Source organism: Microbacterium sp. (assembly GCF_031178445.1).
Lineage (GTDB): Bacteria > Actinomycetota > Actinomycetes > Actinomycetales > Microbacteriaceae > Microbacterium.
Window position 1 is genome coordinate 21,064 of record NZ_JAPSIY010000011.1, and the last position, 26,401, is coordinate 47,464.

General features: G+C 68.8%; 25 protein-coding genes. 21 read left to right on the forward strand and 4 right to left on the reverse strand.

Features of this window, described 5'->3' with window-relative positions; genetic code table 11:
* Nucleotides 1-51 precede the first annotated feature (51 nt).
* The 17 genes from prmC (at nt 52) to RIN43_RS14410 (ending at nt 16,758) form a co-directional block, all read left to right on the forward strand.
* Nucleotides 52-909, forward strand: coding sequence for a peptide chain release factor N(5)-glutamine methyltransferase (gene prmC, locus RIN43_RS14330; protein ID WP_309129604.1), 858 nt, complete (start codon nt 52-54; stop codon nt 907-909).
* A 50-nt stretch (nt 910-959) separates the two neighbouring features.
* Nucleotides 960-1,778, forward strand: a complete 819-nt coding sequence (locus RIN43_RS14335; protein WP_309129605.1) for an L-threonylcarbamoyladenylate synthase — start codon at nt 960-962, stop codon at nt 1,776-1,778.
* Nucleotides 1,775-2,929, forward strand: a complete 1,155-nt coding sequence (locus RIN43_RS14340) for an MraY family glycosyltransferase (protein WP_309129606.1) — start codon at nt 1,775-1,777, stop codon at nt 2,927-2,929. The genes RIN43_RS14335 and RIN43_RS14340 overlap by 4 nt, the downstream gene beginning before the upstream one ends.
* Entirely contained in the window at nt 2,926-3,414 is a 489-nt protein-coding gene (locus RIN43_RS14345; RefSeq protein WP_309129607.1) for a hypothetical protein, read from the forward strand. Before RIN43_RS14340 ends, RIN43_RS14345 begins: the two co-directional genes overlap by 4 nt.
* 195 nt (nt 3,415-3,609) lie before the next feature.
* Nucleotides 3,610-4,353, forward strand: a complete 744-nt coding sequence (gene atpB, locus RIN43_RS14350; RefSeq protein ID WP_309129608.1) for a F0F1 ATP synthase subunit A — start codon at nt 3,610-3,612, stop codon at nt 4,351-4,353.
* Nucleotides 4,354-4,396: 43 nt separating this feature from the next.
* The gene (gene atpE / locus RIN43_RS14355; RefSeq protein WP_067198640.1) at nt 4,397-4,633 is read left to right on the forward strand and encodes an ATP synthase F0 subunit C; all 237 of its coding nucleotides are present in this window, start codon (nt 4,397-4,399) and stop codon (nt 4,631-4,633) included.
* Between the two features lie 27 nt (nt 4,634-4,660).
* Nucleotides 4,661-5,212 (forward strand): F0F1 ATP synthase subunit B, encoded by a 552-nt coding sequence (locus tag RIN43_RS14360; RefSeq protein WP_309129609.1) that lies wholly within the window; start codon nt 4,661-4,663, stop codon nt 5,210-5,212.
* Entirely contained in the window at nt 5,212-6,000 is a 789-nt protein-coding gene (locus RIN43_RS14365) for a F0F1 ATP synthase subunit delta (RefSeq protein WP_309129610.1), read from the forward strand. Before RIN43_RS14360 ends, RIN43_RS14365 begins: the two co-directional genes overlap by 1 nt.
* A gap of 54 nt (nt 6,001-6,054) precedes the next feature.
* Nucleotides 6,055-7,695: a F0F1 ATP synthase subunit alpha gene (atpA, locus tag RIN43_RS14370; RefSeq protein WP_309129611.1), complete on the forward strand. Its 1,641-nt coding sequence runs from the start codon at nt 6,055-6,057 to the stop codon at nt 7,693-7,695.
* A gap of 19 nt (nt 7,696-7,714) precedes the next feature.
* Entirely contained in the window at nt 7,715-8,614 is a 900-nt protein-coding gene (locus tag RIN43_RS14375) for a F0F1 ATP synthase subunit gamma (RefSeq protein WP_309129612.1), read from the forward strand.
* A gap of 22 nt (nt 8,615-8,636) precedes the next feature.
* On the forward strand, nt 8,637-10,091 hold the full coding sequence (gene atpD / locus RIN43_RS14380; protein WP_309129613.1) for a F0F1 ATP synthase subunit beta: 1,455 nt from the start codon (nt 8,637-8,639) through the stop codon (nt 10,089-10,091).
* Between the two features lie 2 nt (nt 10,092-10,093).
* Nucleotides 10,094-10,354 carry a F0F1 ATP synthase subunit epsilon gene (locus RIN43_RS14385; protein WP_309129614.1) on the forward strand — a complete coding sequence of 87 codons (261 nt, stop codon included), beginning with the start codon at nt 10,094-10,096 and terminating at the stop codon, nt 10,352-10,354.
* 70 nt (nt 10,355-10,424) lie between these two features.
* Entirely contained in the window at nt 10,425-11,165 is a 741-nt protein-coding gene (yaaA, locus tag RIN43_RS14390) for a peroxide stress protein YaaA (RefSeq protein ID WP_309129615.1), read from the forward strand.
* Nucleotides 11,166-11,275: 110 nt separating this feature from the next.
* Nucleotides 11,276-12,043 carry a large exoprotein gene (locus RIN43_RS14395; protein ID WP_309129616.1) on the forward strand — a complete coding sequence of 256 codons (768 nt, stop codon included), beginning with the start codon at nt 11,276-11,278 and terminating at the stop codon, nt 12,041-12,043.
* A 79-nt stretch (nt 12,044-12,122) separates the two neighbouring features.
* Entirely contained in the window at nt 12,123-13,106 is a 984-nt protein-coding gene (locus tag RIN43_RS14400; RefSeq protein WP_309129617.1) for an aldo/keto reductase, read from the forward strand.
* 72 nt (nt 13,107-13,178) lie between these two features.
* Nucleotides 13,179-13,970 (forward strand): protein phosphatase 2C domain-containing protein, encoded by a 792-nt coding sequence (locus tag RIN43_RS14405; protein WP_309129618.1) that lies wholly within the window; start codon nt 13,179-13,181, stop codon nt 13,968-13,970.
* 58 nt (nt 13,971-14,028) lie between these two features.
* The gene (locus RIN43_RS14410; protein WP_309129619.1) at nt 14,029-16,758 is read left to right on the forward strand and encodes an FtsK/SpoIIIE domain-containing protein; all 2,730 of its coding nucleotides are present in this window, start codon (nt 14,029-14,031) and stop codon (nt 16,756-16,758) included.
* Nucleotides 16,759-16,795: 37 nt separating this feature from the next.
* Here the strand turns inward: RIN43_RS14410 and RIN43_RS14415 are convergent, their stop codons facing one another.
* The gene (locus RIN43_RS14415) at nt 16,796-17,791 is read right to left on the reverse strand and encodes an asparaginase (protein WP_309129620.1); all 996 of its coding nucleotides are present in this window, start codon (nt 17,789-17,791) and stop codon (nt 16,796-16,798) included.
* A gap of 47 nt (nt 17,792-17,838) precedes the next feature.
* Here RIN43_RS14415 and RIN43_RS14420 point away from each other — a divergent pair, with 47 nt between their 5' ends.
* On the forward strand, nt 17,839-18,321 hold the full coding sequence (locus RIN43_RS14420) for an OsmC family protein (RefSeq protein ID WP_309129621.1): 483 nt from the start codon (nt 17,839-17,841) through the stop codon (nt 18,319-18,321).
* 34 nt (nt 18,322-18,355) lie between these two features.
* Here RIN43_RS14420 and RIN43_RS14425 read toward each other — a convergent pair whose 3' ends face one another.
* Nucleotides 18,356-19,135, reverse strand: a complete 780-nt coding sequence (locus tag RIN43_RS14425) for a lysophospholipid acyltransferase family protein (protein WP_375163755.1) — start codon at nt 19,133-19,135, stop codon at nt 18,356-18,358.
* 164 nt (nt 19,136-19,299) lie between these two features.
* Between RIN43_RS14425 and RIN43_RS14430 the strand changes: the two genes are divergently transcribed.
* Both RIN43_RS14430 and dxr read left to right on the forward strand, forming a co-directional pair.
* The gene (locus RIN43_RS14430) at nt 19,300-20,283 is read left to right on the forward strand and encodes an FKBP-type peptidyl-prolyl cis-trans isomerase (protein WP_309129665.1); all 984 of its coding nucleotides are present in this window, start codon (nt 19,300-19,302) and stop codon (nt 20,281-20,283) included.
* 36 nt (nt 20,284-20,319) lie between these two features.
* The gene (gene dxr, locus RIN43_RS14435; RefSeq protein WP_309129622.1) at nt 20,320-21,405 is read left to right on the forward strand and encodes a 1-deoxy-D-xylulose-5-phosphate reductoisomerase; all 1,086 of its coding nucleotides are present in this window, start codon (nt 20,320-20,322) and stop codon (nt 21,403-21,405) included.
* A 9-nt stretch (nt 21,406-21,414) separates the two neighbouring features.
* On the opposite strand, the gene RIN43_RS14440 is transcribed toward dxr, so the two are convergent.
* On the reverse strand, nt 21,415-23,034 hold the full coding sequence (locus tag RIN43_RS14440; protein WP_309129623.1) for a UDP-N-acetylmuramoyl-L-alanyl-D-glutamate--2,6-diaminopimelate ligase: 1,620 nt from the start codon (nt 23,032-23,034) through the stop codon (nt 21,415-21,417).
* 88 nt (nt 23,035-23,122) lie between these two features.
* Here RIN43_RS14440 and RIN43_RS14445 point away from each other — a divergent pair, with 88 nt between their 5' ends.
* Nucleotides 23,123-24,436 (forward strand): site-2 protease family protein, encoded by a 1,314-nt coding sequence (locus RIN43_RS14445; protein WP_309129624.1) that lies wholly within the window; start codon nt 23,123-23,125, stop codon nt 24,434-24,436.
* Between the two features lie 14 nt (nt 24,437-24,450).
* Here the strand turns inward: RIN43_RS14445 and RIN43_RS14450 are convergent, their stop codons facing one another.
* Nucleotides 24,451-26,331: a chorismate-binding protein gene (locus tag RIN43_RS14450; protein WP_309129625.1), complete on the reverse strand. Its 1,881-nt coding sequence runs from the start codon at nt 26,329-26,331 to the stop codon at nt 24,451-24,453.
* Nucleotides 26,332-26,401 lie beyond the last annotated feature (70 nt).

The following is a 26,401-nucleotide window of genomic DNA, read 5'->3' on the forward strand; positions in this document are numbered from 1 at the left end:
TTCTGCGGCCGCCGAATGTGTCGGCGGCGGCGTAACGCATACGCTGAGGGGATGCCCGATCCGCTCTCCGCGCGCCTGCGCGCCATCGTCACGCAGCTGACTGCCGCCGGAGTGAACGACCCGGTCGTGGACGCGGAGCTGCTGATCGGGCATGTCCTGGGTCTCAGCAGGGGAGAGGTCCAGGCGGCGCTCGTGCGCGGTGACGGCATCTCCGACGACCAGGCGGCGGCGCTCGACGCGCTCGTCGCGCGCCGCGCCGCCCGCGAGCCCCTGCAGCATCTGACCGGCACGGCGGCCTTCCGTCACCTGGAGCTCGCTGTCGGTCCCGGCGTCTTCGTACCGAGACCCGAGACCGAGACCGTCGTGCAGTTCGCCATCGACGCGCTCCTCGGCGATGCAGCGCCCGAACCCGTCGCGATCGACCTCGGCACCGGCAGCGGGGCGATCGCCCTCGCCATGGCCACGGAGGTTCCCCACGCCCGCGTGTTCGCCGTCGAGCGCTCTCCCGAAGCGCATGCCTGGGCGGGTCGCAACACCGCGTCCGCGGCGAACGTCACCCTCGTCCTCGGCGATCTGGCCACCGCGTTCGACGAACTGCGCGGCACCGCCTCGGTCGTGATCTCCAACCCGCCGTACATCCCCGACGACGCCGTGCCGCGCGACCCGGAGGTGCGGTTGTTCGACCCGGCGCAGGCGCTGTACGGCGGCCCTGACGGACTCGACGTCGTGCGGGTGATCAGTCGCCGTGCTCACGAGCTGCTGCGGCGGGGCGGCACCCTCGTGCTCGAGCACGGCGAGCTGCAGGCGGCCGCGATCCGCAAGATACTCGAGACCGACGGATGGCGTGCCGTCGCGTCGCACCAGGACCTCACACGCCGCGACCGCGCCACCACGGCGCTCCGCCCCTGACCGCTCTCTCAGGGGCAACTCCGAGACCGCACCCGTAGAATAGGCATGCCATGTCCACTGTCTTCGATTGCCGCGACGAGGCGCAGATCCTCGCAGGCATGCGCCACGCCCGCCAGGCCATCGCCCGAGGCGAGCTCGTCGTGCTGCCCACCGACACCGTCTACGGGCTGGCCGCCGACGCCTTCTCGCCCGCGGCCGTACAGCGACTGCTCGACGCCAAGGGACGCAGTCGCGAGATGCCCCCGCCCGTCCTCGTCGCCGGGCAGGACATGCTCGCCGCGCTCGTCGAGTCGATCCCAGAGCCGGTTCAGCGGCTCGTCGACGCGTTCTGGCCCGGTGGTCTCACCATCGTGCTGCCCGCCCAGCCGTCACTGACGTGGGACCTGGGCGAGACCCAGGGCACGGTCGCCGTCCGGATGCCCGATCGGCGCATCGCCCTCGAACTGATCGCCGAGACCGGCCCGCTGGCAGTGTCGAGCGCGAACCTGACCGGTTACGCCGCGGCGGTCATCGCGTCCGATGCGGAGCGGATGCTCGGAGACAGCGTCGCCGTGTACCTGGAGGAGGGCTACAGCGACACGGGCGTCCCGTCGACGATCGTGGACGCCACTTCGCTCGTCGCCGTCGACGGCGAGGAGCGAGCCGCGATCCGCGTCCTGCGCGAGGGCGCCGTCAGCCGCGAGCAGCTCGAAGAGGTTCTCGGCGATCTGCTGGAGCCCGCGGAGAACCCCGATGACGCCGCGGCCCCCGCAGAAGCCGATCAGGCCGACGAGGCAGCCGGCGACGGAGAGGATCAGGACACCGCCGACACCGAGCCCGGTGAGCCGAGCGGCACGGCCTCCGCCGCTCGCGCGGACGGCTCGGCGTGAAGCAGTACCTGTTCACGATCATCCTGACGGCGGCGATCACCTTCGCGCTGACATGGGCGGTCTGGCGGCTGAGCCTGAAGTTCAAGCTCTACCCCGGCATCCGTGAACGGGACGTGCACAAGACACCGACCCCGCGTCTGGGCGGGGTGGCGATGTTCATCGGGATCGCGGCCGCCATCGGCGTCTCCGCGGCCAACCCCTTCTTCGAGCGGATGTGGGCGCCACCTCAGACCATGTGGGCGATCCTCGGCGCCGCGCTGCTGATTGCCGTGATCGGCGTCATCGACGACCTGTGGGATCTGGACTGGATGATCAAGCTCGCCGCTCAGTTCCTCGCGGCAGGCATCATCACCGCCGGGGGAGGACTGCAGATCCTTTCCCTGCCCGTCGGGGACATGATCCTGGTCTCACCGTGGGTGAGCATCTCGATCACCATGTTCGCCATCGTCGTCGTCATGAACGCGGTCAACTTCATCGACGGACTGGACGGCCTGGTCGCGGGCGTCTGCCTGATCGCCAACGGCGTCTTCTTCGTCTACGCGTACATCATCACCCGTGACTCAGGGGCGACGAGCTACTTCAACCTCGCGACCTTCCTCGCCGCCGTGCTGATCGGCGCCTGCATGGGATTCCTGCCGTTCAACTGGAGCCCCGCGAAGCTCTTCATGGGCGACTCCGGCGCGCTCGTGCTCGGCCTTCTGATGGCGACCTCGGCGATCGCGCTGACCACGCAGGGGGACGTCAATGCCTTCGACCCCGAGCGGTTCGGCCGCTCTCAGCTGCTGGGTGCGTTCATCCCGATCGTGCTGCCGCTGGTGATCGTGATGCTGCCGCTGCTGGATTTCGGGCTCGCCGTCTTCCGTCGCATGCGCGCAGGCAAGTCGCCGTTCGCCCCCGACCGCAAGCACCTGCATCACCGGATGCTCGACCTCGGCCACCGCGACCGCGATGCGGTGCTGGTGTTCTACGCCTGGACCGCTGTCATCTCGCTCGCCGTGCTGCTGATGTACATCGCCTCACGTCAGGACTGGCCCGGCGGCTACCTCGTGGGTGTCGGCTTCGGCATTCTCGGAGTCGCCGCCTGCCTGATCGTGACGCTGCGTCCGCCCCGTCGTCCCCTCGACTCTCACACCCACCAGGAGCCCCGATGAGCCCGAGCCCCGTCTCCAGCACCCCGATTCTGCGCCGCACGCTGCTGTGGTCGGCAGGCGCGGCCGTCGCCCTGGGAGTGATCGCCGGAGCGATCGGCTTCGCCGTGGCCGGTGTAAACGGCCTGTGGAGCGGTCTGCTCGGCGTGCTGCTCGCCGTGCTGTTCCTCGCCATCACCGGCGCCAGCATCCTGTTCGCCAACCGTTGGTTCGGTGACCCGCTCTACGTGCAGCTGTTCTTCGCGATCGTGCTCGGTGGCTGGCTGCTCAAGCTGGGGATCTTCATCGTCGTGATGATCGTGCTCAGCGGTCAACCATGGATCGTGCCGCTGGTCTTCTTCCTCTCGATCGTGGCCGGCGTGGCCATGTCGCTGATCGTGGATGTGATCGTGCTGGTGCGCATGCGGCTGCCGCACGTGAGCGACATCTCCCTGCCAACTGAGGTTCCCGAGGATCGCGCGCCCGGTCAGTCCGCAGGCGGCCAGTGAGACTGAGTCGCATCTCCGTTCTGATAGAGTGAAGTGGTGCCGCCCGCTCGCCCGCGAGCGCTTGCGCCGTGATGCACACAGACCATCGCCGTACCGGGTTCTCCCGGTGCCCCGACGCTGGAGCCCGCGCTGTTTAATCTTGCTGCGAACCTGATTCCCAAACTGGCCACCGACGGCGAGTTCCACGGTCCGTCGATGGCGGATTTCTTCCCTGAGATCCTCTTCAACGTCTTCGGCGTCATCCCGATGCACCGCATCCACCTGATCCAGCTGCTCTCGGTCATCGCCGTCGTGCTGATCCTGTGGCTGGGAACCCGTCGCATGAGGGTCGTCCCCGGCCGCTTCCAGAGCCTGGTCGAGATGGGTGTCGGCTTCGTCCGAAACGGCATTGCGCACGACCTGCTCGGGCGCAAGGACGGTGAGCGCTTCGCTCCGCTGCTCGTCACGATCTTCTTCATGATCCTGTTCATGAACATCACGGGCATCATCCCCTTCCTGAACATGCCCGGTACTGCGATCATCGCCGTGCCGCTCACGCTCGCCGTGATCAGCTACGTCACCTTCATCTACGCGGGCATGAAGAAGAGCCCGCTCGGCTTCTGGAAGAACTCGCTGTTCCCGTCCGGCGTCCCGTGGCCGGTCTACATCATCGTCACGCCGCTGGAGTTCATCTCGACCTTCATCATCCGGCCCGTGACCCTCACCCTCCGACTGATGATGAACCTGGTCGTCGGTCACATGATCCTGGTGCTGTGCTTCTCGGCCACCGCCTTCTTCATGTTCACCGCAGGGGGCGGCTGGGCCGCCCTCGGCGTCGGCACCCTCGCCTTCGGCGGCGCGTTCACGATCTTCGAGATCCTGGTCGTCGTGCTGCAGTCCTACGTCTTCACCGTCCTCACCGCGATCTACATCCAGCTCGCGGTCGCAGAAGAGCACTGAGCGGGTCGGCCCCGGCCACCCACCCAACCGAAAGGAAAACCCCGTGGACGCAACTACGGTTCTCGCTGACATCAACGGCCACCTCGCAGCGGTCGGCTACGGCCTCGCCGCCATCGGTCCGGCCATCGGTGTGGGCATCGTCGTCGGCAAGACCATCGAGGGCGTCGCCCGTCAGCCCGAGCTGGCCGGTCGTCTTCAGGTCCTCATGTGGATCGGTATCGCCTTCACCGAGGCGCTTGCGTTCGTCGGCATCGCCGTCGGATTCATCCCCTTCCCGTAATCCGCACCGACTTCTGAAGGAGACAGGATGCTGAACGCTCTTGTCACACGCCTCGCGGCGGAGGAGACTCCCAACCCGCTGATCCCGGCGTGGTACGACATCGTATGGTCGGCGCTGTGGTTCGTCATCATCCTCGTGGTGGTGTGGAAGGTCGCCCTCCCGCGTCTGACCGCGATGCTCGACGAGCGCTCCGCCGCCATCGAGGGGAACATCGCCAAGGCCGATGAGGCGCAGAAGCAGGCCGAGGCGGCGCTGGAGGAGTACACCCGCCAGCTCGCCGAGGCTCGCACCGAGGCCGGTGAGATCCGCGAGGCCGCCCGTGAGGACGGCAAGAAGATCGTCGCCGAGGCCAAGGAGACCGCCTCTTCCGAGGCCGCGCGCATCACCGCGGCCGCGCACACGCAGATCGAGGCCGAGCGCCAGGCGGCGTTCGTTTCGCTGCGCAACGAGGTCGGCACGCTGGCGATCGACCTCGCCGGCGGCGTGGTCGGGGAGACGCTCTCCGACGACGCGCGTGCGACGGCCGTCGTGGACCGCTTCCTCGCGGACCTCGAGGCCTCCGAGAAGGCAGCGCAGTAATGGGCAGCGCGACCACTCAGGCACTCGCGGCATCCACGGATGCGCTTGCCGCAGCGTCGGGACTCACCCTCGGCAGCGCAGCGGAGCTGTTCGCAGCGGCCCGCGCGCTGGGGGAGTCGTCCCAGCTGAGCGGCGCGCTGGCTGATCCCACGGCACCCGCCCAGGCCCGCACGGCACTCGTCGAAGGCGTGTTCGCCGGTGCCTCGGCGCCGGTGCGCGCGTTGCTGACGATCGTCGCCGGTGAGCGCTGGTCGAGCGCCGCGCAGCTCATCGACGGCGTCGAGGAGCTCGCGATCCGCACGGCCGCCATCGCCTCGCCGAAAGATGACGTCGCGTCGGAGCTGTTCGGCTTCTCGCGCGTCGTCGCAGCGAACCCCGAGTTCGAGCTCGCCCTCGGCAGCCGGCTGGGAGACGCCGCATCGAAGGGGGCGCTGGTCGAGAAGGTGCTCGGATCCTCCGCTTCGGCCGCAACCGTGCTGATCGCGTCAGCGCTGGTGCGCCAGCCGCGTGAGCGTCGCGTGCGCCAGCTGCTCAGCCGCGCGATCCGCATCGTGTCCGCCCAGGCCGGGCGCACGGTGGCCACCGTGCACACGGCCGTACCGCTCGCCGCGGCGCAGCAGACCCGTCTCCGCGATGCGCTCGCGCGTCGCTACGGAGGCGAGGTCTCGCTGAACCTGGTGATCGACCCCGCCGTCGTCGGAGGCCTGCGCGTGCAGATCGCCGACGACGTCATCGACGGCAGCATCTCCGCCCGACTCGCCGACCTTCGCCAGAAGCTCGCGAGCTGACAACGATTTGGCGCGGGGAACCGCGCGGACTCTCTCACATACAAAGGGAAGACAATGGCAGAACTATCGATCAGCCCCGACGTCATCCGTGACGCGCTGAAGGACTTCGCCGCCGCCTACGAGCCCACCGGGGCTGCGGCGACCGAGGTCGGCACCGTCATCGACGCCGCCGACGGCATCGCGCACGTCGAGGGGCTGCCCGGTGTGATGGCGAACGAGCTCGTGACGTTCGGCGACGGCACTAAGGGCCTCGCGCTGAACCTCGACGAGCACGAGATCGGCGTCGTCGTCCTCGGCGACTTCACCGGCATCGAGGCGGGCCAGGAGGTCACCCGCACGGGCGAGGTCCTCTCGGTCCCCGTCGGTGACGGCTACCTCGGCCGCGTGGTCGACCCGCTCGGCAACCCGATCGACGGTCTCGGCGAGGTCGCGACCGAGGGCTCCCGCGAGCTCGAGCTGCAGGCGCCGGGCGTCATGCAGCGCAAGTCGGTCCACGAGCCGCTGCAGACCGGTGTGAAGGCCATCGACGCGATGATCCCCGTCGGCCGCGGTCAGCGCCAGCTCATCATCGGCGACCGCCAGACCGGCAAGACCGCGCTCGCGATCGACACGATCATCAACCAGAAGGCCAACTGGGAGTCGGGCGATGTCGACAAGCAGGTGCGCTGCATCTACGTCGCGATCGGCCAGAAGGGCTCGACCATCGCCTCGGTGAAGGGCGCGCTCGAGGACGCCGGCGCGATGGAGTACACCACCATCGTCGCCGCTCCGGCATCCGACCCCGCCGGCTTCAAGTACCTCGCCCCCTACACCGGCTCGGCCATCGGCCAGCACTGGATGTACGGCGGCAAGCATGTGCTGATCATCTTCGACGACCTGTCCAAGCAGGCCGAGGCGTACCGCGCCGTGTCACTGCTGCTGCGCCGTCCGCCGGGGCGTGAGGCCTACCCTGGTGACGTCTTCTACCTGCACTCGCGTCTGCTCGAGCGCTGCGCGAAGCTGTCCGACGAGCTGGGCGCCGGCTCGATGACGGGTCTGCCGATCATCGAGACCAAGGCGAACGACGTCTCGGCGTACATCCCGACCAACGTGATCTCGATCACCGACGGACAGATCTTCCTGCAGTCCGACCTGTTCAACGCCAACCAGCGTCCGGCGGTCGACGTGGGTATCTCGGTGTCGCGAGTCGGCGGTGACGCACAGGTCAAGTCGATCAAGAAGGTCTCCGGAACGCTGAAGCTCGAGCTCGCGCAGTACCGCTCGCTCGAGGCCTTCGCGATGTTCGCGTCCGACCTGGACGCCGCCTCGCGTCGTCAGCTGGCACGCGGTGCGCGCCTGACCGAGCTGCTCAAGCAGCCGCAGTACTCGCCGTACCCGGTGGAGGAGCAGGTCGTCTCGATCTGGGCCGGCACCAACGGCAAGCTCGACGGTATCGAGGTCGAGGACGTGCTGCGGTTCGAGCGCGAGCTGCTCGACTACCTGCGCCGCAACACGAAGGTGCTGGACACGCTGCGTGAGACGAACGTCCTCGACGACGACACGATCGCCGAGCTCGAGAAGCAGACGGACGCGTTCGTCCTCGAGTTCCAGGGCGGCAAGGGCCACGCGATCGGCGCTCCCGGTCACGAGGAGCACGGTGCGGCCGAGGCCGAGGACGTGAACCAGGAGAAGATCGTCAAGGGCCGCCGCGGCTGATCGCCGGGGCAGGAGAATCATGGGCGCTCAACTCAGGGTCTACAAGCAGAAGATCAGTTCTGCTCAGACGACCAAGAAGATCACGAAGGCGATGGAACTCATCGCGGCTTCGCGCATCCAGAAGGCGATGGCACGCGTCAAAGCGGCCAGCCCCTTCGCGCGAGCCGTGACGCGCGCCGTCGCAGCCGTGGCCACGCACTCCAACGTCGACCATCCGCTCACCCGCGAGCCCGAGACGATCCGCCGCTCCGCGGTTGTGATCTTCTCGTCCGACCGGGGCCTGGCGGGAGCCTTCAACTCGCAGATCCTCCGCGAGGGTCTGGAGCTCGCCGAGCTCCTGCGCGAACAGGGCAAGGAGCCGGTGTTCTACCTGATCGGGCGAAAGGCCGTCGGATACTTCCAGTTCCGCCGCATCGCTTCGGCCGCCGAGTGGACCGGGGACACCGACACGCCCTCGTTCCACACGGCGGAGGAGATCTCGCAGACGCTCCTGGACGCGTTCTCTCGCGGTGGGGATGACAACGGGGTGGACGAGATCCACCTCGTGTACAACCGCTTCGTCAGCATGATGACGCAGTCTCCCGAGAGCCTGCGCCTGCTGCCGCTGGAGATCGCCGAAGCCGACGCCTCGGAGGCGGGAAGCCAGGTCTACCCGCTGTACGAGTTCGAGCCGGATGCCGAGACCGTGCTGGACGCGATCCTGCCGGTGTACATCCAGAGCCGTGTCTTCAACGCGCTGCTGCAGTCCTCGGCCGCCAAGCAGGCCGCGACGCAGAAGGCGATGAAGTCGGCCAGCGACAACGCCGACAAGCTCATCACCGACTACACCCGTCTGCGCAACAACGCGCGTCAGGCGGAGATCACGCAACAGATCGCCGAGATCGTCGGCGGCGCCGACGCCCTGGCGTCGAGCAAGTAAGCCTCAGGAGAGAGACGAAGATATGACCCCCACCGCCACGGCTGAGAACGCCGCGACCGCGGTCGTCGGGCGCGTCGCACGCGTCACGGGCCCGGTCGTCGACATCGAGTTCCCGCACGACTCGATCCCGGAAATCTACAACGCACTCAAGACGACGATCACGATCGGCGACGAGTCGACCGAGATCACGCTCGAGGTCGCCCAGCACCTCGGCGACGACCTGGTGCGTGCCATCTCGCTGAAGCCCACCGACGGCATGGTCCGCGGCCAGGAGGTGCGCGACACGGGCGAGGCGATCTCCGTCCCGGTCGGCGACGTCACCAAGGGCAAGGTCTTCAACGTGATCGGCGAGGTGCTGAACGCCGAGCCCGGTGAGCAGATCGAGATCACCGAGCGTTGGCCGATCCACCGCAAGGCCCCGAACTTCGACCAGCTCGAGTCGAAGACCACCATGTTCGAGACCGGCATCAAGTCGATCGACCTTCTCACCCCGTATGTGCAGGGTGGCAAGATCGGTCTCTTCGGTGGTGCGGGCGTGGGCAAGACCGTCCTCATCCAGGAGATGATCCAGCGCGTCGCGCAGGACCACGGTGGCGTGTCGGTGTTCGCCGGCGTCGGTGAGCGCACCCGTGAGGGCAACGACCTCATCCACGAGATGGAGGAGGCGGGCGTCTTCGACAAGACCGCTCTCGTCTTCGGTCAGATGGACGAGCCGCCGGGGACGCGTCTTCGCGTCGCCCTGTCGGCGCTGACCATGGCGGAGTACTTCCGCGATGTTCAGAAGCAGGACGTTCTGCTGTTCATCGACAACATCTTCCGCTTCACGCAGGCGGGCTCCGAGGTGTCGACGCTGCTCGGCCGCATGCCTTCCGCGGTGGGCTACCAGCCGAACCTCGCCGATGAGATGGGTGTGCTCCAGGAGCGCATCACCTCGACGCGCGGTCACTCGATCACCTCGCTGCAGGCGATCTACGTGCCGGCCGACGACTACACCGACCCGGCGCCGGCGACCACGTTCGCGCACCTCGACGCCACCACCGAGCTCTCGCGTGAGATCGCCTCGAAGGGTCTGTACCCGGCGATCGACCCGCTGACCTCTACCTCGCGGATCATGGACCCCCGCTACCTGGGCGAGGACCACTACCGCGTCGCCACGACGGTCAAGCAGATCCTGCAGAAGAACAAGGAGCTGCAGGAGATCATCGCGATCCTCGGTGTCGATGAGCTCTCCGAAGAGGACAAGATCATCGTCTCGCGCGCGCGTCGCATCCAGCAGTTCCTCTCGCAGAACACCTACATGGCGAAGAAGTTCACCAACGTCGAGGGTTCCACCGTTCCGCTCAAGGACACGATCGAGTCCTTCGACGCGATCGCCCGAGGCGACTTCGACCACGTCGCGGAGCAGGCGTTCTTCAACGTCGGCGGCATCGGCGACGTCGAAGAGAAGTGGGCGCAGATCCAGAAGGAGAACGCCTGATCATGGCGCTGAACGTGCACCTCGTCTCCGCCGAGGCGGAGGTCTGGTCCGGTGAGGCCAGCCTCGTCGTGGCGAAGACCGTCGAGGGAGAGATCGGCATCATGGCCGGTCACGAGCCGGTGCTCGCGATCCTCGCCAAGGGCGAGGTGCGGATCACCGAGCCCGACGGCACGAAGATCATCGCCAGCGCCCAGGACGGCTTCCTGTCCATGGAGGGCGGCGACGTGACGATCGTGGCCGGCAACGCCGCGCTCATCGCCTGACACACGTCACAGAACGCGCCCGTTCGGCCCCCGGGGGCCGAACGGGCGCGTTCCGGTTTCGAAGAGAGCAATGAAGATCCTCCTCCCGCCGTCCGAGACCAAGCATCCCGGCGGCACCGGCGCATCCCTCGAACTCGGAGACCTTGCTCTGCCGTCGTTGCGTGCGGAGCGCGAGGCCGTCTTGGACGCGCTGACAGCGCTGGCATCGGACCTCTCCGTCGCCCAGCGGGTGCTGAAGCTCAGCGATCGTCAGACGGGCGAGATCGAGCACAACCGGATGCTGCGCACGGCGCCGACCATGGCCGCGGTGGATCGCTACACCGGGGTGCTGTTCGATGCGCTCGATGCCCAGGGGCTCGATCGTGCCGCACGTCGCTGGCTGGGGGAGCACGTGCTCATCCATTCTGCTCCGTTCGGCCCCGTCGGCGCCCTGGATGGCATCCCTGCGTACCGGCTCGCGGCCGGCACGTCGCTGCCGGGTATCGCGCCCCTGCGCCGGCATTGGGCGGCGGCGACGACGAGGGCGCTGGAGGGCAGCGGATTCATCCTCGACCTGCGCAGCGAGGCCTACGTGGCCCTGGGGCCCGTCCCTGATTCGGTCCGATCGGCCTACGTTCGCGTCGTGACCGCGAACGGGCGCGCACTGAACCATTTCAACAAGAAGGCGAAGGGCGAGCTGGTGCGCTCTCTCGCGACGTCGCGCCCGCGCGTCGGGTCGTTGCCCTCCCTGCTGTCCTGGTCGGGTGGGGCCGGGATCGACCTGCGGACGACCCAGGATCAGGGGATTCTCGAGCTCGTCGTCCCGGTCTGAGTCGCTCGCACGATGGGGAGTATCATCCGTCTCGGGCCGTTGCCGCCGGGTGACGCGCTTCGCTAGTGTGGTCACGCGACGCAGACCTGCGCTCGCTCGATAGGAGGCTCATGTACGACTATTACGACGGTAGTGCGATTGCGGTGCTGCTCGCGTTGAGCGGCTTCCTGTTCGTGCTCGGCATCGCCAGCTACGTCATCGGGTCGTTCTTCCTGATGAAGATCTTCGAGAAGGCGGGTGTGCAGGGCAAATGGCGCGCCTGGGTGCCGGTCTACAACTTCCTCGTCCTCGCGAAACTCGGCGACGTCTCGCCCTGGGTCGTTCTCGTCGCACTGGTGATCAATGTGATCCCGGTCCTGAACTACATCGCCTGGATCGCATGGATCGCCGTGCTCGTCATGGTCATGTGGCGGGTCGGCCTGAAGCTGCAGAAGGAGCCGGTCTGGGTCCTTCTCATGCTGATCCCCGGGATCGGCTTCCTGATCTGGTCGGGCATCCTCGCTTTCGACAAGTCGCGCTGGAACCCGAACATCGCACCGGCGCCGTGGGGCGCCAACGCGTTCTTCGGCGATCGCACCGTGTGGGACGGGATCCCGGTGCAGCCCTCGCAGGGCGCGGCACCGCAGACTCCCGGATACGGGGGTCCGCAGGGCTACGCGCAGCCGCAGCAGCAGGGCTACGCTCCGCCGCAGCAGCAGGGCTACGCTCCGCCGCAGCAGCCGGGTTATGCTCCGCCTCAGCCCGGGTACGGCACCCAGCCGCCCGCCCCGGGATCGCCGGTGCCCCCGCAGGCCACGCCTCCGGCACCGCCTGCCACGCCTCCGGCCCCTCCGGCACCTCCGGCGCCCCCGACGGATCCGAATCGACCGCCGGTGTGAGCTGAGCTGCACTGATCCGAGAGGCCCTCGACGTTCGTCGGGGGCCTCTCGGCGTCTGGGGATTCGATACGGTGGAGACATGGCAACCTCCCAGCGTCGCGTCGGCGCATCCGGTCTCGTCGTATCCGCCGCAGGGCTGGGATGCAACAACTTCGGGCGCGCCGGAACGGCGACAGAGACGCTCGACGGCACACGAGAGGTGATCGACGCCGCGCTGGCGAACGGAGTGTTCTTCTTCGACACCGCCGATATGTACGGGGCGGAGCCCGGTGCCAGCGAGTCACTGATGGGCGAGGCGCTGCAGGGCAGGCGCGACCGGGTGGTGCTCGCCACGAAGTTCGGACATGAGCGCGACATGGGTTACGGCTTTCCGGGAGGCCGGGGCTCCCGGCGTTACGTGCGGCTCGCCGTCGAGCAGTCTCTGCGCCGGCTGCGAACGGACTGGATCGACCTCTATCAGCTGCACCTGCCCGATCCGGAGACGCCGATCGCCGAGACGATCGATGCGCTGCACGAGCTGGTCGACGAGGGCAAGATCCGCTACTACGGCCACTCCAACTTCGACGGCTGGCAGATCGCCGAGGCCGAGTTCACCGCCCGCGCACGCTCGACGGGGCGCTTCATCTCCGCACAGAACCACTACTCTCTGCTGGCGCGGGCCTCCGAGCGCGAGGTGCTGCCGGCGACGAACAGGTACGGCTTGGGCTTCCTGCCGTACTTCCCCCTGAAGAACGGTCTGCTCACGGGCAAGTTCACCCGCGAAGGCGGACCTGCGGAGAGTCGGATCATGGGTACCCGCCGCCACATCTGGGCCGATGCGCCGTGGGACGCGCTCGAGGCATACGAGGCCTTCTGCGCAGGGCGCGGTGTCACCATGCTCGAGGCCACCTTCGGCTGGCTGCTCGCGCAGCCCGGCGTGTCGAGCGTCATCGCGGGAGCGACCAGCGCCGCGCAGGTGGAGTCCAACGCTGCGGCCGCCGACGCCTGGAAGCCCTCGCAGGACGACCTCGCCGAGATCGACCGGCTTTTCCCGCTGCCCGAAGACCCTGCGGCGCAGATGTGATGCCGGATTCCACTACGATGAGTCGGTATCCCTCGACCTCGATCGAGGCCCCCCGCCCGACGGAGACCGCCCGTGCCTGAGACGACGACGCACACGCACAGCGTCAGCGATGATCTTCGGCTGGAATGGGCAGGAGTGACCGACCGCGGCCGCCGGCGCGAGAACAACCAGGATGCGTTCCTGGCGCGCTTCCCCCTGTTCGTCGTCGCAGACGGCATGGGTGGCCACGCAGGCGGCGAGATCGCGAGCCAGAGCACCATCAGCCGGCTCGAGGCGCTGGTGGACGACGGCACGGTATCCGCGCGCGATCTCGAAGAGGCGCTGCAACTCGCCGTGGACGACATCCACGAGCATCCGGAGACGACCGACGAGGGGACCGGGACGACGCTCACCGGCGTGTTCCTCGACCGCGATGAGGGCGAGTGGCGCTGGATCGCGCTGAACATCGGCGATTCGCGGGTGTATCTGAAGCGCGGTGAGCGTCTCATCCAGGTCACCACGGATCATTCGGTCGTGCAGGAACTCATCGCCTCCGGCAAGATCAGCCCCGAGGAGGCGGACGGGCACCCCTACAGCAACGTCATCACCCGCGCGGTCGGTGCCAACGAGCTCCTGCCGCCGGACTACGTCTCCGTCGACGTGCAGGACGATGACCGGCTGGTCATCTGCTCCGACGGTCTGACGAAGGAGCTCACCGACTACGGCATCCTGCACTTCCTGCGGGAGAATCCCGATCCCGGCGCCGCGGTGGACGCCATGCTCGAGGCGGCGCTCGAGAACGGCGGGCGGGACAATGTGACCCTGATCGTGCTGCGCGTCATGACGGGGGGATCGTCCTCCACAGAGGCCGATTCCGGCGACTGAGCCGCTCTTCCTGTGGACGGAGCCGTCCCAGGGTCGACGATGCGATCGAATCGTCCGTATGGACGCCACCACGATCGTGCTTCCCTCCCCGCCCGCGGAACCGCGCCGACCTCCGCTTCCGCTGCTCGCGGCCATCGTGCCTGTCATCGCCGGGGTCGTGCTCTGGCTGATCACCGGCTCGCTGTTCGCGCTGTGCTTCGCGGCGCTGGGGCCGCTGATGCTGATGGCGTCGTTCCTGGACGGCATGCGCGTGCGACGCCGCGAACGGCGCACCGGCCTGGCGGAGGCCACGGAGTCCTGGACCCGGGCCGAAGTTGAGCTCGAGCGTCTGCACAGGCAGGAGCATGAGAGCATCTGGCGGGCGAATCCGGATGCCGCAGGCTGTCTTGCCGAGCCTCCGCTGCGCGGACATCTCGACCCGGACCGGAACACCCTGATCGTGCTGGGACGAGGTGAGCGACCCAGCCGCGTCGGCGTCAGCGGTGCGGAGGATGAGCGTTCCCGGGCGTTCCGCGAAAGGGCGGCACGCCTGAGGGATGCGCCGATCACGGTGGCGATCGGCGGCGGGGTCTGCATCCGGGCGACGGAACCCGTCGCGGCCGCTGTCGCCCGGGCGCTCACGACGCAGCTCTGCCTGCGCTTCGCGCCCGGGAGGCTCACGCTGGTCGGCGATCGCATCGACGCGTGGGGCCTGGAGAGATTCCCGCATGCGCGCCGGCGTCGCGGCGCTTTCCGGATCGCGATCGGCGACTCCGATGAGGCTGCGGATGCCTTCATCTGCGTCAGGCGGCCGGGGGAGGAGCCCCCTGATGGGGTGACGACCGTGCTTGACCTGTTGGCTCCGGCGCGTGCACGGCTGCGGACGCCCGAGGGCGTGTGCGAGCTGTCCGCCGAGGCGATGTCGGAGCAGCAGGCGAGGACGATCGCGGTGCACAGCGCCGACCGAGCGGCTGCAGGGGACGCCGTTCCAGCGCGCGTCGCGCTCGATGAGCTGCCGCAGGCGGGGCGGCGCGGGCTCTCGGCGGTCTTCTGTCACGGTGAACGCGAGCCGATGGCGATCGACCTCGTGGACGACGGCCCGCACGCCGTCGTCACCGGCATGACCGGTACCGGCAAGAGCGAACTGCTGATCAGCTGGGTGGTCGGCATGGCGGCAGCGCACTCCCCGGACGATGTCGCGTTCGTGTTGATCGATTTCAAGGGCGGTACCGCCTTCGAACCGTTGCGACGGCTGCCTCATGTGGCCGCGGTCATCACCGACCTCGATGCCGAGGGAGCGCGTCGCGGCGTCGGAAGCCTCACGGCGGAGCTGCGCCGGCGGGAAGCGGAGCTCGCGGCCGCCGGGGCACGCGATGTGAGCGAGTGCCAGGGGCTCGCCCGCCTCGTCATCGTGGTGGACGAGTTCGCGGCGCTGCTCCAGGAGCATCCCGATCTGGCGGCGGTGTTCACGGATGTGGCGGCACGCGGCCGCGCACTCGGCATGCACCTGGTGCTCGGTACACAGCGCGCAAGCGGTGTCATCCGCGAGGCGCTGTCGGCGAACTGTCCGTTGCGAATCAGCCTTCGCGTCGCGGACACGGCGGACAGCCGCCTGGTGATCGGATCCGCGGACGCGGCCGAGTTGCCAGGCGGCGAGGAGTCGCTCGGGATGGCGTTCGTGCGACGCCAGCGTGACATGAAGGCGCACGCGGTCCGCGTCGCGCTGACGGCACCGGCGATGCTCGATTCCGTTGCGCGCAAGTGGTCGTTCTCAGACGCGCCGCGGAGCCCGTGGCTTCCCCCGCTGCCCACTCAGCTGGCTCTGCCGGATTCGGAGGCCCTCCGGGCCGGTCGCGCGACGCCCGACCTGCATGCGGCGACGGCCACTGCGGTGTTGTTGGGCATCGCAGACGAGCCGGAGCTCCAGCGTCAACCCTGGGTCGAGCTGCCTGCAGGCAGCGGCCTTGCGATCGTCGGCGGGCCGAGCTCGGGCAAGAGCACCGCGATCGCGTTGGCGGCGGAGCAGCGACCCGACGCCGTCGTCGTCCCGGCCGATCTCGAAACGGCGTGGGATGCGGTGGCCGAGCTCTCGGCGGGCAGGCACGGCATCGTCCTCTGCGACGACCTCGATCTCCTCGCCTCCCAGTACCCGCCTGAGTACGCACAGCTCTTCCTGCAGCGATGGGAGAGCATCGTCCGGGCGCCGGCGGGAGCGATCGTGACCGTCTCGCGCGTCACCGGCCCCATCGCGCGCCTGCTCGACGCCCTGCCCCACCGTGCAGTGCTGCGGCTGAGCAGCAAGGTCGAGCACGTTGCCGCCGGCGGCGACGTCGATGCCTTCAGACGGGACCGGCCTGCCGGGCGCGCCTGGATGGACGGTCGCGAGGTGCAGATATGTCAGCCCTCCGACGTTCAGGAGGCATCGGACGAGAACACCGTGCACCTTGAGGCCTGGACACCCCGGCGAGCCCTCGCCGGTGTGGTCACGCTCTCCGCAGCGGCGACGCGAGCGGAGCTGGCCGCGCGCCACCGCACCCACGAAGTGCTGGACCTCAGTGCGAGCGTCGAGTCGGCGTCGTCGTCTGCCGCGCGGCGCATCCTCGTGGGGGATCCGGAGCAGTGGCGAGGGCAGTGGGCGGTCCTGCAGGAGGTGCGATCCGCGGGTGAGCTGCTCGTCACAGCGGAGTGCGCGCCGGAGCTGCGTCAGCTGGCCGGGGTTCGCGAGCTGCCGCCGTACGCCCGAACCCATGCCGGCCGTGCGTGGGTGAGCGGGCAGGGGCGTCCGCCGCGGCGCGTGCGTCTCGCGTGACCGCACCCGCCGCGCCAGCACACGGCGCGACGGTGCCTCAGATGCCGGCTCCAGCGCGGATCGCGCCCACGGGCAGGCCTCCGCCGAGTACTTCGAGAGGAAGCGCGGCGGACAGAGCATCGACATCGGCCTCCGCGATCGCTCCCGCCCGCGCGAGCAGCATCGCCGCGACGACTGTCGCCGCGCGACCGGATCCGTCGAGCATCTTCAGCGCCACGGATGTGCCGTCCGGGGCGACCATGACCATCACGCCCTCAGCACCGCCCTTGGCGAACACGCCGAGTCTCTCGATGGCGATGGTGTCCGGCTCGCCGGGGCCGCCGATCGTCCACGGGTTCTCCCGTACCGCGCGCACCAGCGTCCCGGCGACCCGGTGCAGCGCGAACGGCGAACGTTCGGATGCCGAGCCGATGCGGTGCACGCCGCGGGCCAGCCCGGTCAGCGTAATGGCGTGCACAGGCGCGCCGCAGCCGTCCACGGAGGTGTGCGCGATCTTCTCTCCGGTGAGGCGTTCCACGACCTCACGTATGTGCAGCTGAAGAGGATGGCTCGAATCGAGGTAGCCGTCAGTCGCCCACCCGGTGGCCACGCAGGCGCGCAGCATCAGGGCGTGCTTGCCCGAGCAGTTCATGCGGATCCGGGCCTCACCGGCGTGGTCGGCGATCATCTCGCGGCGAGTGCCGGCATGCGAAGGCCATGCCGGCGGACAGGCCAGGTCATCCTCGTTGAGGCCACCGGCGGCGAGCATCTCCCGAACCACCTCGACATGTCGGTCGGTGCCCGAGTGGCTGGCGGTACCGAGCGCGAGCTGCTCCCCGTCCAGTGCCGCGCCGGCGGTCACGCACGCGACGGCCTGCAGAGGCTTCAGGCTCGAACGCGGCAGGATCAGCGCATCCGGATCGCCGTGTCGTGCGACCACTTCGCCCTCGGAGGAGAGCACGACCGCCGAACCGGCATGACGTGATTCCACGAAGCCGCTCCGCTCCACGATCGCGAGTTCGACGGCATCCGCAACTTTGAAGGTCTCCAGCACCACACCAGCTTATGGGCCGTGTCAGCGCTGCGTGGCAGACTGACGGCATGGCTCAGCATCCACTCGGAGAACACCGCTACGCCCTCACAGCCACCTGGACGGGGAACCGCGGCACCGGCACCAGCGGATACCGCGACTACGCACGCGACGTGACCGTCAGCATCGACGGCAAGCCAGAGCTCCTCGCATCCGCCGACCGGCCGTTCCGCGGAGACGCCACGCGATGGAATCCCGAGGACCTGCTCCTGGCAGCGCTGGCCGAATGCCACCTGCTGTCGTATCTGCACGCCTGTGTGACGGCCGGGGTGGTCGTCACCGCCTACAGCGACGATGCCACCGGCGTCATGCGCGAGGACGGCAGAGGCGGCGGCTCCTTCACCGAGGTGAGGCTCCGTCCACGCGTGACGGTCGCCGACGCATCGATGATCGAGGCTGCCGAACGAGCTCACGCGCAGGCGAACGAGTGGTGCTTCATCGCGAACTCGGTGAACTTTCCCGTGCTGCACGAAGCGACGGTCGTCGCCGCCTGACTGGATGCCGGCTGCGCCCGGAGCGGGGTGCGGGTCAGCGCCGCTCGTGCGGCAGCGCCTGCTTGAGCTTCTCGATGGCGCCTTGAGCGGGCGGCTCGTTGTACACCCCGGCGAGCTCCTGACCGGACAGTTGATGGATCGCCGCCATGATCTCGTCCGTCGCCAGCCGACGGGCCTTGCCGCTGGTCGCAGGGCCGTGCCTTGAGACGTCGATCGGCTCGCCGAAACGCACCGTGACCTTCTCTTTCAGGGAGGGCAGCTTCGCGCCGACCGGCATCACCCGATCGGTGCCGGTGAGACCCACGGGGACGACGGGGGCTCCGGTCTGGAGCGCCAGGAACGCCACCCCTGTGCGTCCTTTGTACAGGCGGCCGTCGGTCGAGCGGGTGCCCTCCGGATAGAGCGCCACAGCGAGACCTTCCTCGAGCAGCTGCCGCTGCTGATCGAGGGCGTCGAGCGCCGCCTGGCCCGCACCGCGGCGCACCGGGATGGCGCCGACGGAGGTGAAGAATCCGCGCGACAGGGCGCCGGAGAATCCGCTGCCCTCGAAGTAGCTCGACTTCGCGAGGAAGTGCACCGGCCGGGGCGCGGCGACCGGGATGGCCATGGAATCGATGAACGACAGATGATTGCTGGCGAGGATGACGGCGCCGGTGCGCGGCACGTTGTCGCGACCTTCGATGCGAGGGCGATAGACGGCACGCGCGAGCGGGGCGGCGATCATGCGGCCGACAGCGTAGCGGAGGCCTGCTCTGCGCGGTACGGGAGCCCCGGTTGACTCGACGTCGGATGGAGCCTGCTGCTCAGAGATCATCAGAAAAGCTTAGACGCGCGCACATTCCTCGAGCGGAATGACCGTCGGTGGTGTGCGCAGGCACGCCCCAGCGGCGTGTCGACGACTGGCGTTCAGCATGGCCAAAGCCGAATGCGCGAAGATGGGAGCTTCCCGTTCTCGAACAGAGGTCTCTCACCGTGCGTATGCGTCCCCTCGCCGTCCTGTCCACCGTCGCCGTCTCGGCCGTCGTGCTCGCCGGTTGCGCGGGAAGCCCGGAGGGAGCCGAGACGCCGGACCCGACGTCCTCCTCGTCCCAGGAATGCCTGGTCGACGCGCAGCCTGGCGCCGGCTCCGACGCGATCAAGGTGACGGGGGAGGGACTCGACGCCAAGGTCGAGGTTCCCGAAGGCACCGAGTTCGACGACGTGCAGCGCACGATCCTGAAGGAGGGCGACGGCGACGAGGTGCAGGCCGGCGACTTCATCTCGATCCGCTACCAGGTGGTGGAAGCAGACACGAACAAGGTCGTCGAGACGTCGGAGCGCGGCGCGGACGGTGTGCTGCCGATGCTGCTCGACCCGGCCAACGCGCAGCGTCAGATCGTCGACTCGACCCAGTCACCCGTGTTCATCGCGGCTGCGGAGTGCGCACCGCTGGGTTCGGAGATGGTACTGGCGCTTCCGGGCCAGGAGGGGCAGGGCGCGATCGTCGTGTACATGCAGACGATCGAGAAGCTGCCCACGACGGCATCCGGCGACGACACGGAGGCGCCGGAAGGCATGGCGACCGTGAAGCTCGCGAAGGACGGCGCCCCGTCGGTGTCGATCCCCAGTGACGACGCACCCGGCGAGACCGTCATCGGGGTGCTCAAGCAGGGCGAAGGGCCGAAGGTGGGCGAAGGCGACCTGGTCACCGTCCAGTACCTCGGTGTCAAGTGGAGCGACGGGACCGAGTTCGACTCGTCGTGGAGCCGCGACGCAGCTCCCAGCCAGTTCCAGACCACCGGCGTGGTCACCGGCTTCCGTAAGGCACTCGAGGGCCAGCAGGTCGGTTCGCAAGTGCTGGTCGAGATCCCGCCGGCCGAAGGATACGGCGCGAGCAAGGGCCACGAGCTCGAGAAGGAGACGCTGGTCTTCGTCGTCGACATCTTGGGCACCACACCGCTGCTCTCCGCACCCGTCGAGTGAGCAGTGCGGAGCCGCCGCGCGGCATAGGCTGAAGTCATGCGTCGCGTCATCGTCCTCGGCTCCACCGGTTCCATCGGCACACAGGCGCTCGATGTGATCCGCTCACATCCGCGTCGTTTCGAGCTGGTCGGCATCGCGGCAGGTACCAACGCCGAAGCGGTGGCCGCACAGGCGGCGGAGTTCCAGGTCGAGCACACGGCGCTCGGCGCCACCGAGGCGGAGCAGCTGGTGCGGGACGTCGAGGCGGATGTCGTGCTCAACGCGATAACGGGATCGATCGGACTCGGATCCACGCTCGCTGCGCTCCAGGCGGGACGCACGCTCGCGCTCGCCAACAAGGAGTCGCTGATCGTCGGCGGTGCACTCGTGCAGGCCGCGGCCGCCGCCGATCAGATCGTGCCGGTGGATTCCGAGCACTCCGCGCTGGCGCAGGCGTTGCGTTCCGGCACGCGCGACGAGGTGCGCCGGCTCGTGGTCACGGCATCCGGCGGGCCGTTCCGCGGCCGCACGCGCGCCGAGCTCACGGACGTCACGCCCGCCGAAGCCCTGGCGCACCCGACCTGGGACATGGGCCGCGTCGTGACGACGAACTCCGCGACGCTGGTCAACAAGGGGCTCGAGGTGATCGAGGCACACCTGCTGTTCGACGTGCCCTACGACGACATCGAAGTGGTCGTGCATCCTCAGTCCATCGTCCACTCGATGGTCGAGTTCGTCGACGGCTCCACGATCGCGCAGGCCTCCCCGCCAGACATGCGGCTGCCGATCTCTCTCGGACTCGACTGGCCGCACCGCGTCGGCGGGGTGGGCCGCCCGCTCGACTGGCGTGAGGCGACCAGCTGGACCTTCGAGCCGCTCGACGACGAAGCGTTCCCCGCGGTGGCGCTGGCTAAGGCCGTCGGGCGCGCCGGTGGGACATTCCCCGCGGTGTACAACGCGGCCAACGAACAGGCGGTGGACGCATTCCACGAAGGTCGCCTGCCGTTCCTGGGTATCGTCGACACCATCGACCGTGTCATCGACGCCCATGACGCCCCCGACGAGCTCACGGTCGAGACTCTCGCCGAAACGGAGCGCTGGGCACGCGAGAAGGCGGACTCCCTCATCGCTCGTGCCGCGTAGCGGCCAGGGTCAGTCTTCGTCGGGGTACGGCACGGGCCAGTGCGGGGCCGGCACCGGCCACCCTGCCGCCTTCAGAGCGCGACGCGCCAGCTCGCGGGCCGAGTACGGAGTGCGCACGCCGCGGATGTCGCGGTAGTCCTGGTGACCCGGCCCTGCCCACAGGATCGCATCGCCATCGCCGACAAGGCTGACGGCCGCTTCGATCGCCTTCTCGGGTGGTGAGAACTCGTGGATCTGCGCATCGGGACGCGCTCGCCTGGCGCCCTCGATCAGTGTCGCCCTGATCGATGCCGGGTCCTCGAAACGGGGGTGATGATCGGTGATCACCAGGATGTCACTGCCCTCCACGGCGGTGCGCGCCATGTCGAAGCGCTTGGTCGCGTCGCGGTCGCCGTCGGCGCCGAAGAGCATGAGCACCTTGCCAGGTGTGACACGTCGCACCGCTGCGAGCGTCTTCTCGAACGCGTCGGGGGAGTGGCCGAAGTCCACGTACACCGCCGGGCCCGTCTCGCCGGAGATGAACTGGGTCCGTCCGGGGAGGTGCGCCACGATCTGTCCGTCGCGCTCGAACGCGTTCGCGATGCGCTCCCAGGCGTACCCGGCCTCGAGCAGCATGACGATCGCGAGGCCGGCGTTCGCCGCCATGTGCTGGCCGATCACCGGGACCATGGTCGTGAGCGTGCGACCGTCGTTGCCGGTGAGGGTGAAGACGGTGCCGCTCTGGCGCTCGTCCTCGATTGTGACGACCCAGTCGGCGGCCGCCGCGGCGACCGGATCCGCGGCGATCGAGGGCGTTCCGATGGTCACGACGGGAATGCCGGAGCGCTCGACGACTCGTGCGCCGGACGGTGAGTCCAGGCTGACCACAGCGCGACGCGCCCGCTCGGGCGTGAACAGCGGCAGCTTCGCCTCGAAGTACTCCTCCATGTCGGCGTAGTCGTCGAGGTGATCGTGGGACAGGTTCGTGAACCCGGCGACGTCGAACACGATTCCGTCGACGCGGTGCCGGGAGAGGGCCTGGGCGCTGACTTCGACGGCGACGGCCTCGACGTCTCGCTCACGCATCAGCGCGAGCAGGGCGTGCATCTCGGAAGCCTCAGGCGTGGTCAACCGCGAGACGATCACCTGACCGGCGATGTGACGCTCAGCCGTCGATGACAGCCCCGACACGATCCCGAGCTGGTCGAACATCCCCTGCAGCAGGTGCGAGACGCTCGTCTTGCCGTTCGTTCCCGTAGTGCCGAACAGCAGCGGCAGCCGGTCGTCCGCCCCGGTGCGGTAGACCCACGCGCTCAGCTCGCCGAGCACGCCCCGCGGGTCGTCGACGACGACGATAGGAAGACCCGCGGATGCCGCGATGCCGGCCCCCGCCTCATCCGTGATGATCGCGACAGCGCCCTGGTCGGCTGCGGTCTGCGCCAGCTCGGCACCGTGGCGGTTGACGCCGCGGATCGCTACGAACGCCTCGCCGGCACGCAGGTCGGCGGTCGCGAGGGTGATGCCGCTCAGCACGACGTCCGCGACATCGCCGCGGACCTCTCGTGCGAAGCGGTCGGCGAGCTCGGCCAGGGCGCGACGGGGTGGGTCGGCGGGGCGGAGCACGGGAGGCAGGCTCGGCTGATCAGTCATAGCTGATCAATGATCTCACGCGGGGCGGTGAATCCTGCTCGTGCGCGGGACACAGCCGATTCCACACCGCGGGCACTAGCGTTGTCGCGTGGAGATCCTGCTGTACCTGGGCGGCATCCTGTTCATGCTCGTCGGCCTCGGACTGTCGATCGGTCTGCACGAGGTCGGCCACCTCGTGCCGGCCAAGCTCTTCGGCGTGCGCGTGGGCCAGTACATGATCGGCTTCGGCCCGCGGCTGTGGTCCAAGCGGGTCGGCGAGACCGAGTACGGCTTCAAGATCCTGCCCCTGGGCGGGTTCATCTCCATGTCGGGCATGTACCCGCCGTCGGCGCAGTCCGGCCCCGCCAAGGGGGTGTTCCGCTCGCTTGTGCAGGACGCCCGGTCGGCCAACGACGAGACGATCGCCGAAGGCGACGAGAATCGGGTCTTCTACCGGCTGCCGGTGTGGAAGCGGGTCGTCGTGATGCTCGGTGGGCCGGCGATGAACCTGGTGCTCGGCATCCTGATCTTCACCGTGCTCGCTTCGGGCATCGGCATCCAGCAGGCGAGTACCACGGTCGCCGGTCTCAGCGAGTGCGTGCTGCCTGCAGGCACCAGCAAGACCGAGTGCGAGCCCGGCGACCCCGCCGCGCCTGCGGCCGCCGCGGGCATCGAACCGGGTGACGTTCTGCTCAGCCTCGACGGGGAGGCGGTCCAGACCTTCGCCGAGGCCTCGGCGATCATCCAGGCCTCGCCGGATCGCCCGCTGGAAGTCGTGGTCGAGCGTGAAGGCGAACGCATCGATCTCACCCTGACTCCCGCGCGTGCCCAGCGAGGTGAGGTGGATGCCGCTGGCAGGCCTGTGCTCGACGCAGGCGGTGCACAGGTGATGCACACCGTCGGCTTCGCCGGCGTCACCTCGCAGCTGGAATACGTGCGTCAGCCCATCGGCACCGGCACAGAGCTCGCGATGCAGCAGTCAGGCGCTGTCGCGTCGATGATCCTCACGCTGCCTCAGAAGCTGTGGGACATCGGGGTCTCCGTCGTCACAGGCGGTGAGCGCGATCCGAACGGCCCGCTCAGCGTGGTGGGCGTCGGCCGCATCGCCGGGGAGGTCGCGGCGACCGACGCGCCGGTGCTCAACCGCCTGGTCGTGCTGCTCAACCTGCTCGGAGCCCTGAACATCGCGTTGTTCGTGTTCAACATGATCCCGCTGTTGCCGCTTGACGGCGGTCACATCGTCGTGGCCCTGTGGGAGGGCCTCAAGCGGGCGTGGTCCCGGCTCACGGGGAGAGCGTCGCCGAATCCCGTCGACGCGACGCGCCTCGTGCCGCTGACGGTGGTGGTGGCGGTGATGCTGATCGGCATGGGAGGACTGCTGCTCATCGCCGACCTCGTCAACCCGGTCGATCTCTTCGGCTGAGCGGCTTTCACCGGTCAGCCGAGGACGTGGGCGGTGAGGCGCTCCAGGGTCGCGATGCCGTCACGGGAGAGGATCGATTCCAGGTGGCCCTGGATGGATGCGAATCCCTTGCCCCGGATCGCATAGACATCGCCGCTGACGCGGTCGGCCGAAACCTCTGCGCCGCCGACCCGCTCGGTGCCGGCAGGAACCCTGGCGGTGAAGGTGTTGTAGAAGCCCACCGAGGCCTCTTGACCGAAGACGGGGACGGTCTTCTGTACCCCTTGATACGGCGCATCCAGCGGAGTCAGGGCGATACCCAACCGGTCGGCGAGGATCTGGTGGCTCAGGCACACCGCGAGCAGCGGGGCGCCAGCGTCGAGGCGGCGGGCGACGACCTGCTGCATCCGCGCGATGCGAGGCGAGGCCGCGTCGCGCGGGTCGCCCGGCCCCGGGCCGGACACCACGAGGTCGGCCGTGTCGATGTCCGGGTCCGCCACCTCGTCCCACGGTGCGATCTCGACCTCGAGGCCGAGGTGACGCAGCTGGTGCGCGAGCATCGTCGTGAATCGATCCTCGGCGTCGACGACGAGTGCCCTGCGCCCGGTGAACGGGCCGGACGGTGCGGAGTCCTGCGGCTGCATCCAGAAGTCCGCGAGCCGGTTGTTCCGGGAGGCGAGCTGGGCGGCCACCTCCGGGTCGTCCGCGAGCCGTACTGGCGCCGGAGCGTCGTCGTCCAGAGCCTCGGCGACGACATCGCGCTCGATCGCGCCTATCGCCCCGAGCACGCCCGCCGCCTTGCCGTGCGTCTCGCCGACCTCTCCGGCGGGATCGGAATGGCGGACCAGGGTCGCGCCGACTGGCACTCTCAGATGCCCGCCGTCGATGTAGACGGTGCGGATCAGGATCGGCGCGTCCAGATCGTGGCCGCCGTCTGCATTCGGGGTGAACAGCGCGGCGACCCCGGAGTAGTACCCGCGGGGTGAGCGCTCATGGCGCCGGATGACCGCGCAGGCGTTCTGCATGGGTGAGCCTGTCACGGTGGGGGCGAACATGGTCTCGCGCAGGATCTCCCGAGGGTCCAGCCTGCTGCGCCCGCGCAGCATGTACTCCGTGTGCGTCAGCCGGGACATCTCCTTCAGATGCGGGCCGGTGATGCGTCCGCCGTCGGAGCACACCTGGCTCATCATCTTCAGCTCTTCGTCGACGACCATGAACAGCTCCTCCGTCTCCTTCGCGGAGGAGAGGAACGCGCTCAGCGTCTGCTTGGTGGCACCGCCGGCGGGGTGGCGGAACGTCCCGGAGATCGGGTTCATGGTGACCACGCCGCCGCGGGCGACGACGTGCGCCTCGGGGCTCGCGCCGACCGCGATCCGTCCAGGGGTGATGACGGCGAAGGTCCAGTATGCGCCGCGCTCGTGCTCCAGCAGTGCCCGGAACCACGTGAGTGCCGCGATGCGGTCGTCGCATTCGAAGCTGGCGCGGTAGTCGCGGCGGATCACGAAGTTCGCACCCTCGCCGCGTCCGATCTCCTCCGCTATCACTTGCTCGACGATCCGCGCGTACTCCGCGTCGGAGATGTCGAAGCCGCCGCCGCGAAGCGGGATCGGCGCATCGGGCAGCGCGTCGACCAGTTCGTCGACGTCCAGCTGTTCCCGGGCGTCGACGAGCAGGCAGCGCAGTGGCGTGCCGTCGTCCTGCGCGTCGAAGCCCCGTTCGCGCACCTGGTGGTAGGGCACCATCGCGAACACCTCGCGGGCGCCGTCCTCGCCGGTCAGCGGGATGTCGGCGAGCCGGTCGACGTCCAGCAGCTCACCCGTCAGCAGCTCGGCGCTGCCGTCGCGCGCGATCAGCACGAAGGAGGCGGCAGGGTCGGCCGTGAGCTCCCGGATGCGGTCGGGCAGCGGTGCGGTCATCGGTGTCTCCTCGGTCGGGGATCCGGTGCGGAGAACAAGAAGACCGCCCCGGAAGGCGGTCTGGTTCTCG

Excerpts from the sequence above, each read along its gene's own strand:
- prmC (WP_309129604.1), top strand. The coding sequence starts at position 52 with ATGCCCGATCCGCTCTCCGCGCGCCTGCGCGCCATCGTCACGCAGCTG.
- RIN43_RS14335 (WP_309129605.1), top strand. The coding sequence starts at position 960 with ATGTCCACTGTCTTCGATTGCCGCGACGAGGCGCAGATCCTCGCAGGC.
- RIN43_RS14345 (WP_309129607.1), top strand. The coding sequence starts at position 2,926 with ATGAGCCCGAGCCCCGTCTCCAGCACCCCGATTCTGCGCCGCACGCTG.
- atpB (WP_309129608.1), top strand. The coding sequence starts at position 3,610 with ATGGCGGATTTCTTCCCTGAGATCCTCTTCAACGTCTTCGGCGTCATC.
- RIN43_RS14360 (WP_309129609.1), top strand. The coding sequence starts at position 4,661 with ATGCTGAACGCTCTTGTCACACGCCTCGCGGCGGAGGAGACTCCCAAC.
- RIN43_RS14365 (WP_309129610.1), top strand. The coding sequence starts at position 5,212 with ATGGGCAGCGCGACCACTCAGGCACTCGCGGCATCCACGGATGCGCTT.
- atpA (WP_309129611.1), top strand. The coding sequence starts at position 6,055 with ATGGCAGAACTATCGATCAGCCCCGACGTCATCCGTGACGCGCTGAAG.
- RIN43_RS14375 (WP_309129612.1), top strand. The coding sequence starts at position 7,715 with ATGGGCGCTCAACTCAGGGTCTACAAGCAGAAGATCAGTTCTGCTCAG.
- atpD (WP_309129613.1), top strand. The coding sequence starts at position 8,637 with ATGACCCCCACCGCCACGGCTGAGAACGCCGCGACCGCGGTCGTCGGG.
- RIN43_RS14385 (WP_309129614.1), top strand. The coding sequence starts at position 10,094 with ATGGCGCTGAACGTGCACCTCGTCTCCGCCGAGGCGGAGGTCTGGTCC.
- yaaA (WP_309129615.1), top strand. The coding sequence starts at position 10,425 with ATGAAGATCCTCCTCCCGCCGTCCGAGACCAAGCATCCCGGCGGCACC.
- RIN43_RS14395 (WP_309129616.1), top strand. The coding sequence starts at position 11,276 with ATGTACGACTATTACGACGGTAGTGCGATTGCGGTGCTGCTCGCGTTG.
- RIN43_RS14400 (WP_309129617.1), top strand. The coding sequence starts at position 12,123 with ATGGCAACCTCCCAGCGTCGCGTCGGCGCATCCGGTCTCGTCGTATCC.
- RIN43_RS14410 (WP_309129619.1), top strand. The coding sequence starts at position 14,029 with ATGGACGCCACCACGATCGTGCTTCCCTCCCCGCCCGCGGAACCGCGC.
- RIN43_RS14420 (WP_309129621.1), top strand. The coding sequence starts at position 17,839 with ATGGCTCAGCATCCACTCGGAGAACACCGCTACGCCCTCACAGCCACC.
- RIN43_RS14425 (WP_375163755.1), bottom strand. The coding sequence starts at position 19,135 with ATGATCTCTGAGCAGCAGGCTCCATCCGACGTCGAGTCAACCGGGGCT.
- RIN43_RS14430 (WP_309129665.1), top strand. The coding sequence starts at position 19,300 with ATGCGTCCCCTCGCCGTCCTGTCCACCGTCGCCGTCTCGGCCGTCGTG.
- dxr (WP_309129622.1), top strand. The coding sequence starts at position 20,320 with ATGCGTCGCGTCATCGTCCTCGGCTCCACCGGTTCCATCGGCACACAG.
- RIN43_RS14440 (WP_309129623.1), bottom strand. The coding sequence starts at position 23,034 with ATGACTGATCAGCCGAGCCTGCCTCCCGTGCTCCGCCCCGCCGACCCA.
- RIN43_RS14450 (WP_309129625.1), bottom strand. The coding sequence starts at position 26,331 with ATGACCGCACCGCTGCCCGACCGCATCCGGGAGCTCACGGCCGACCCT.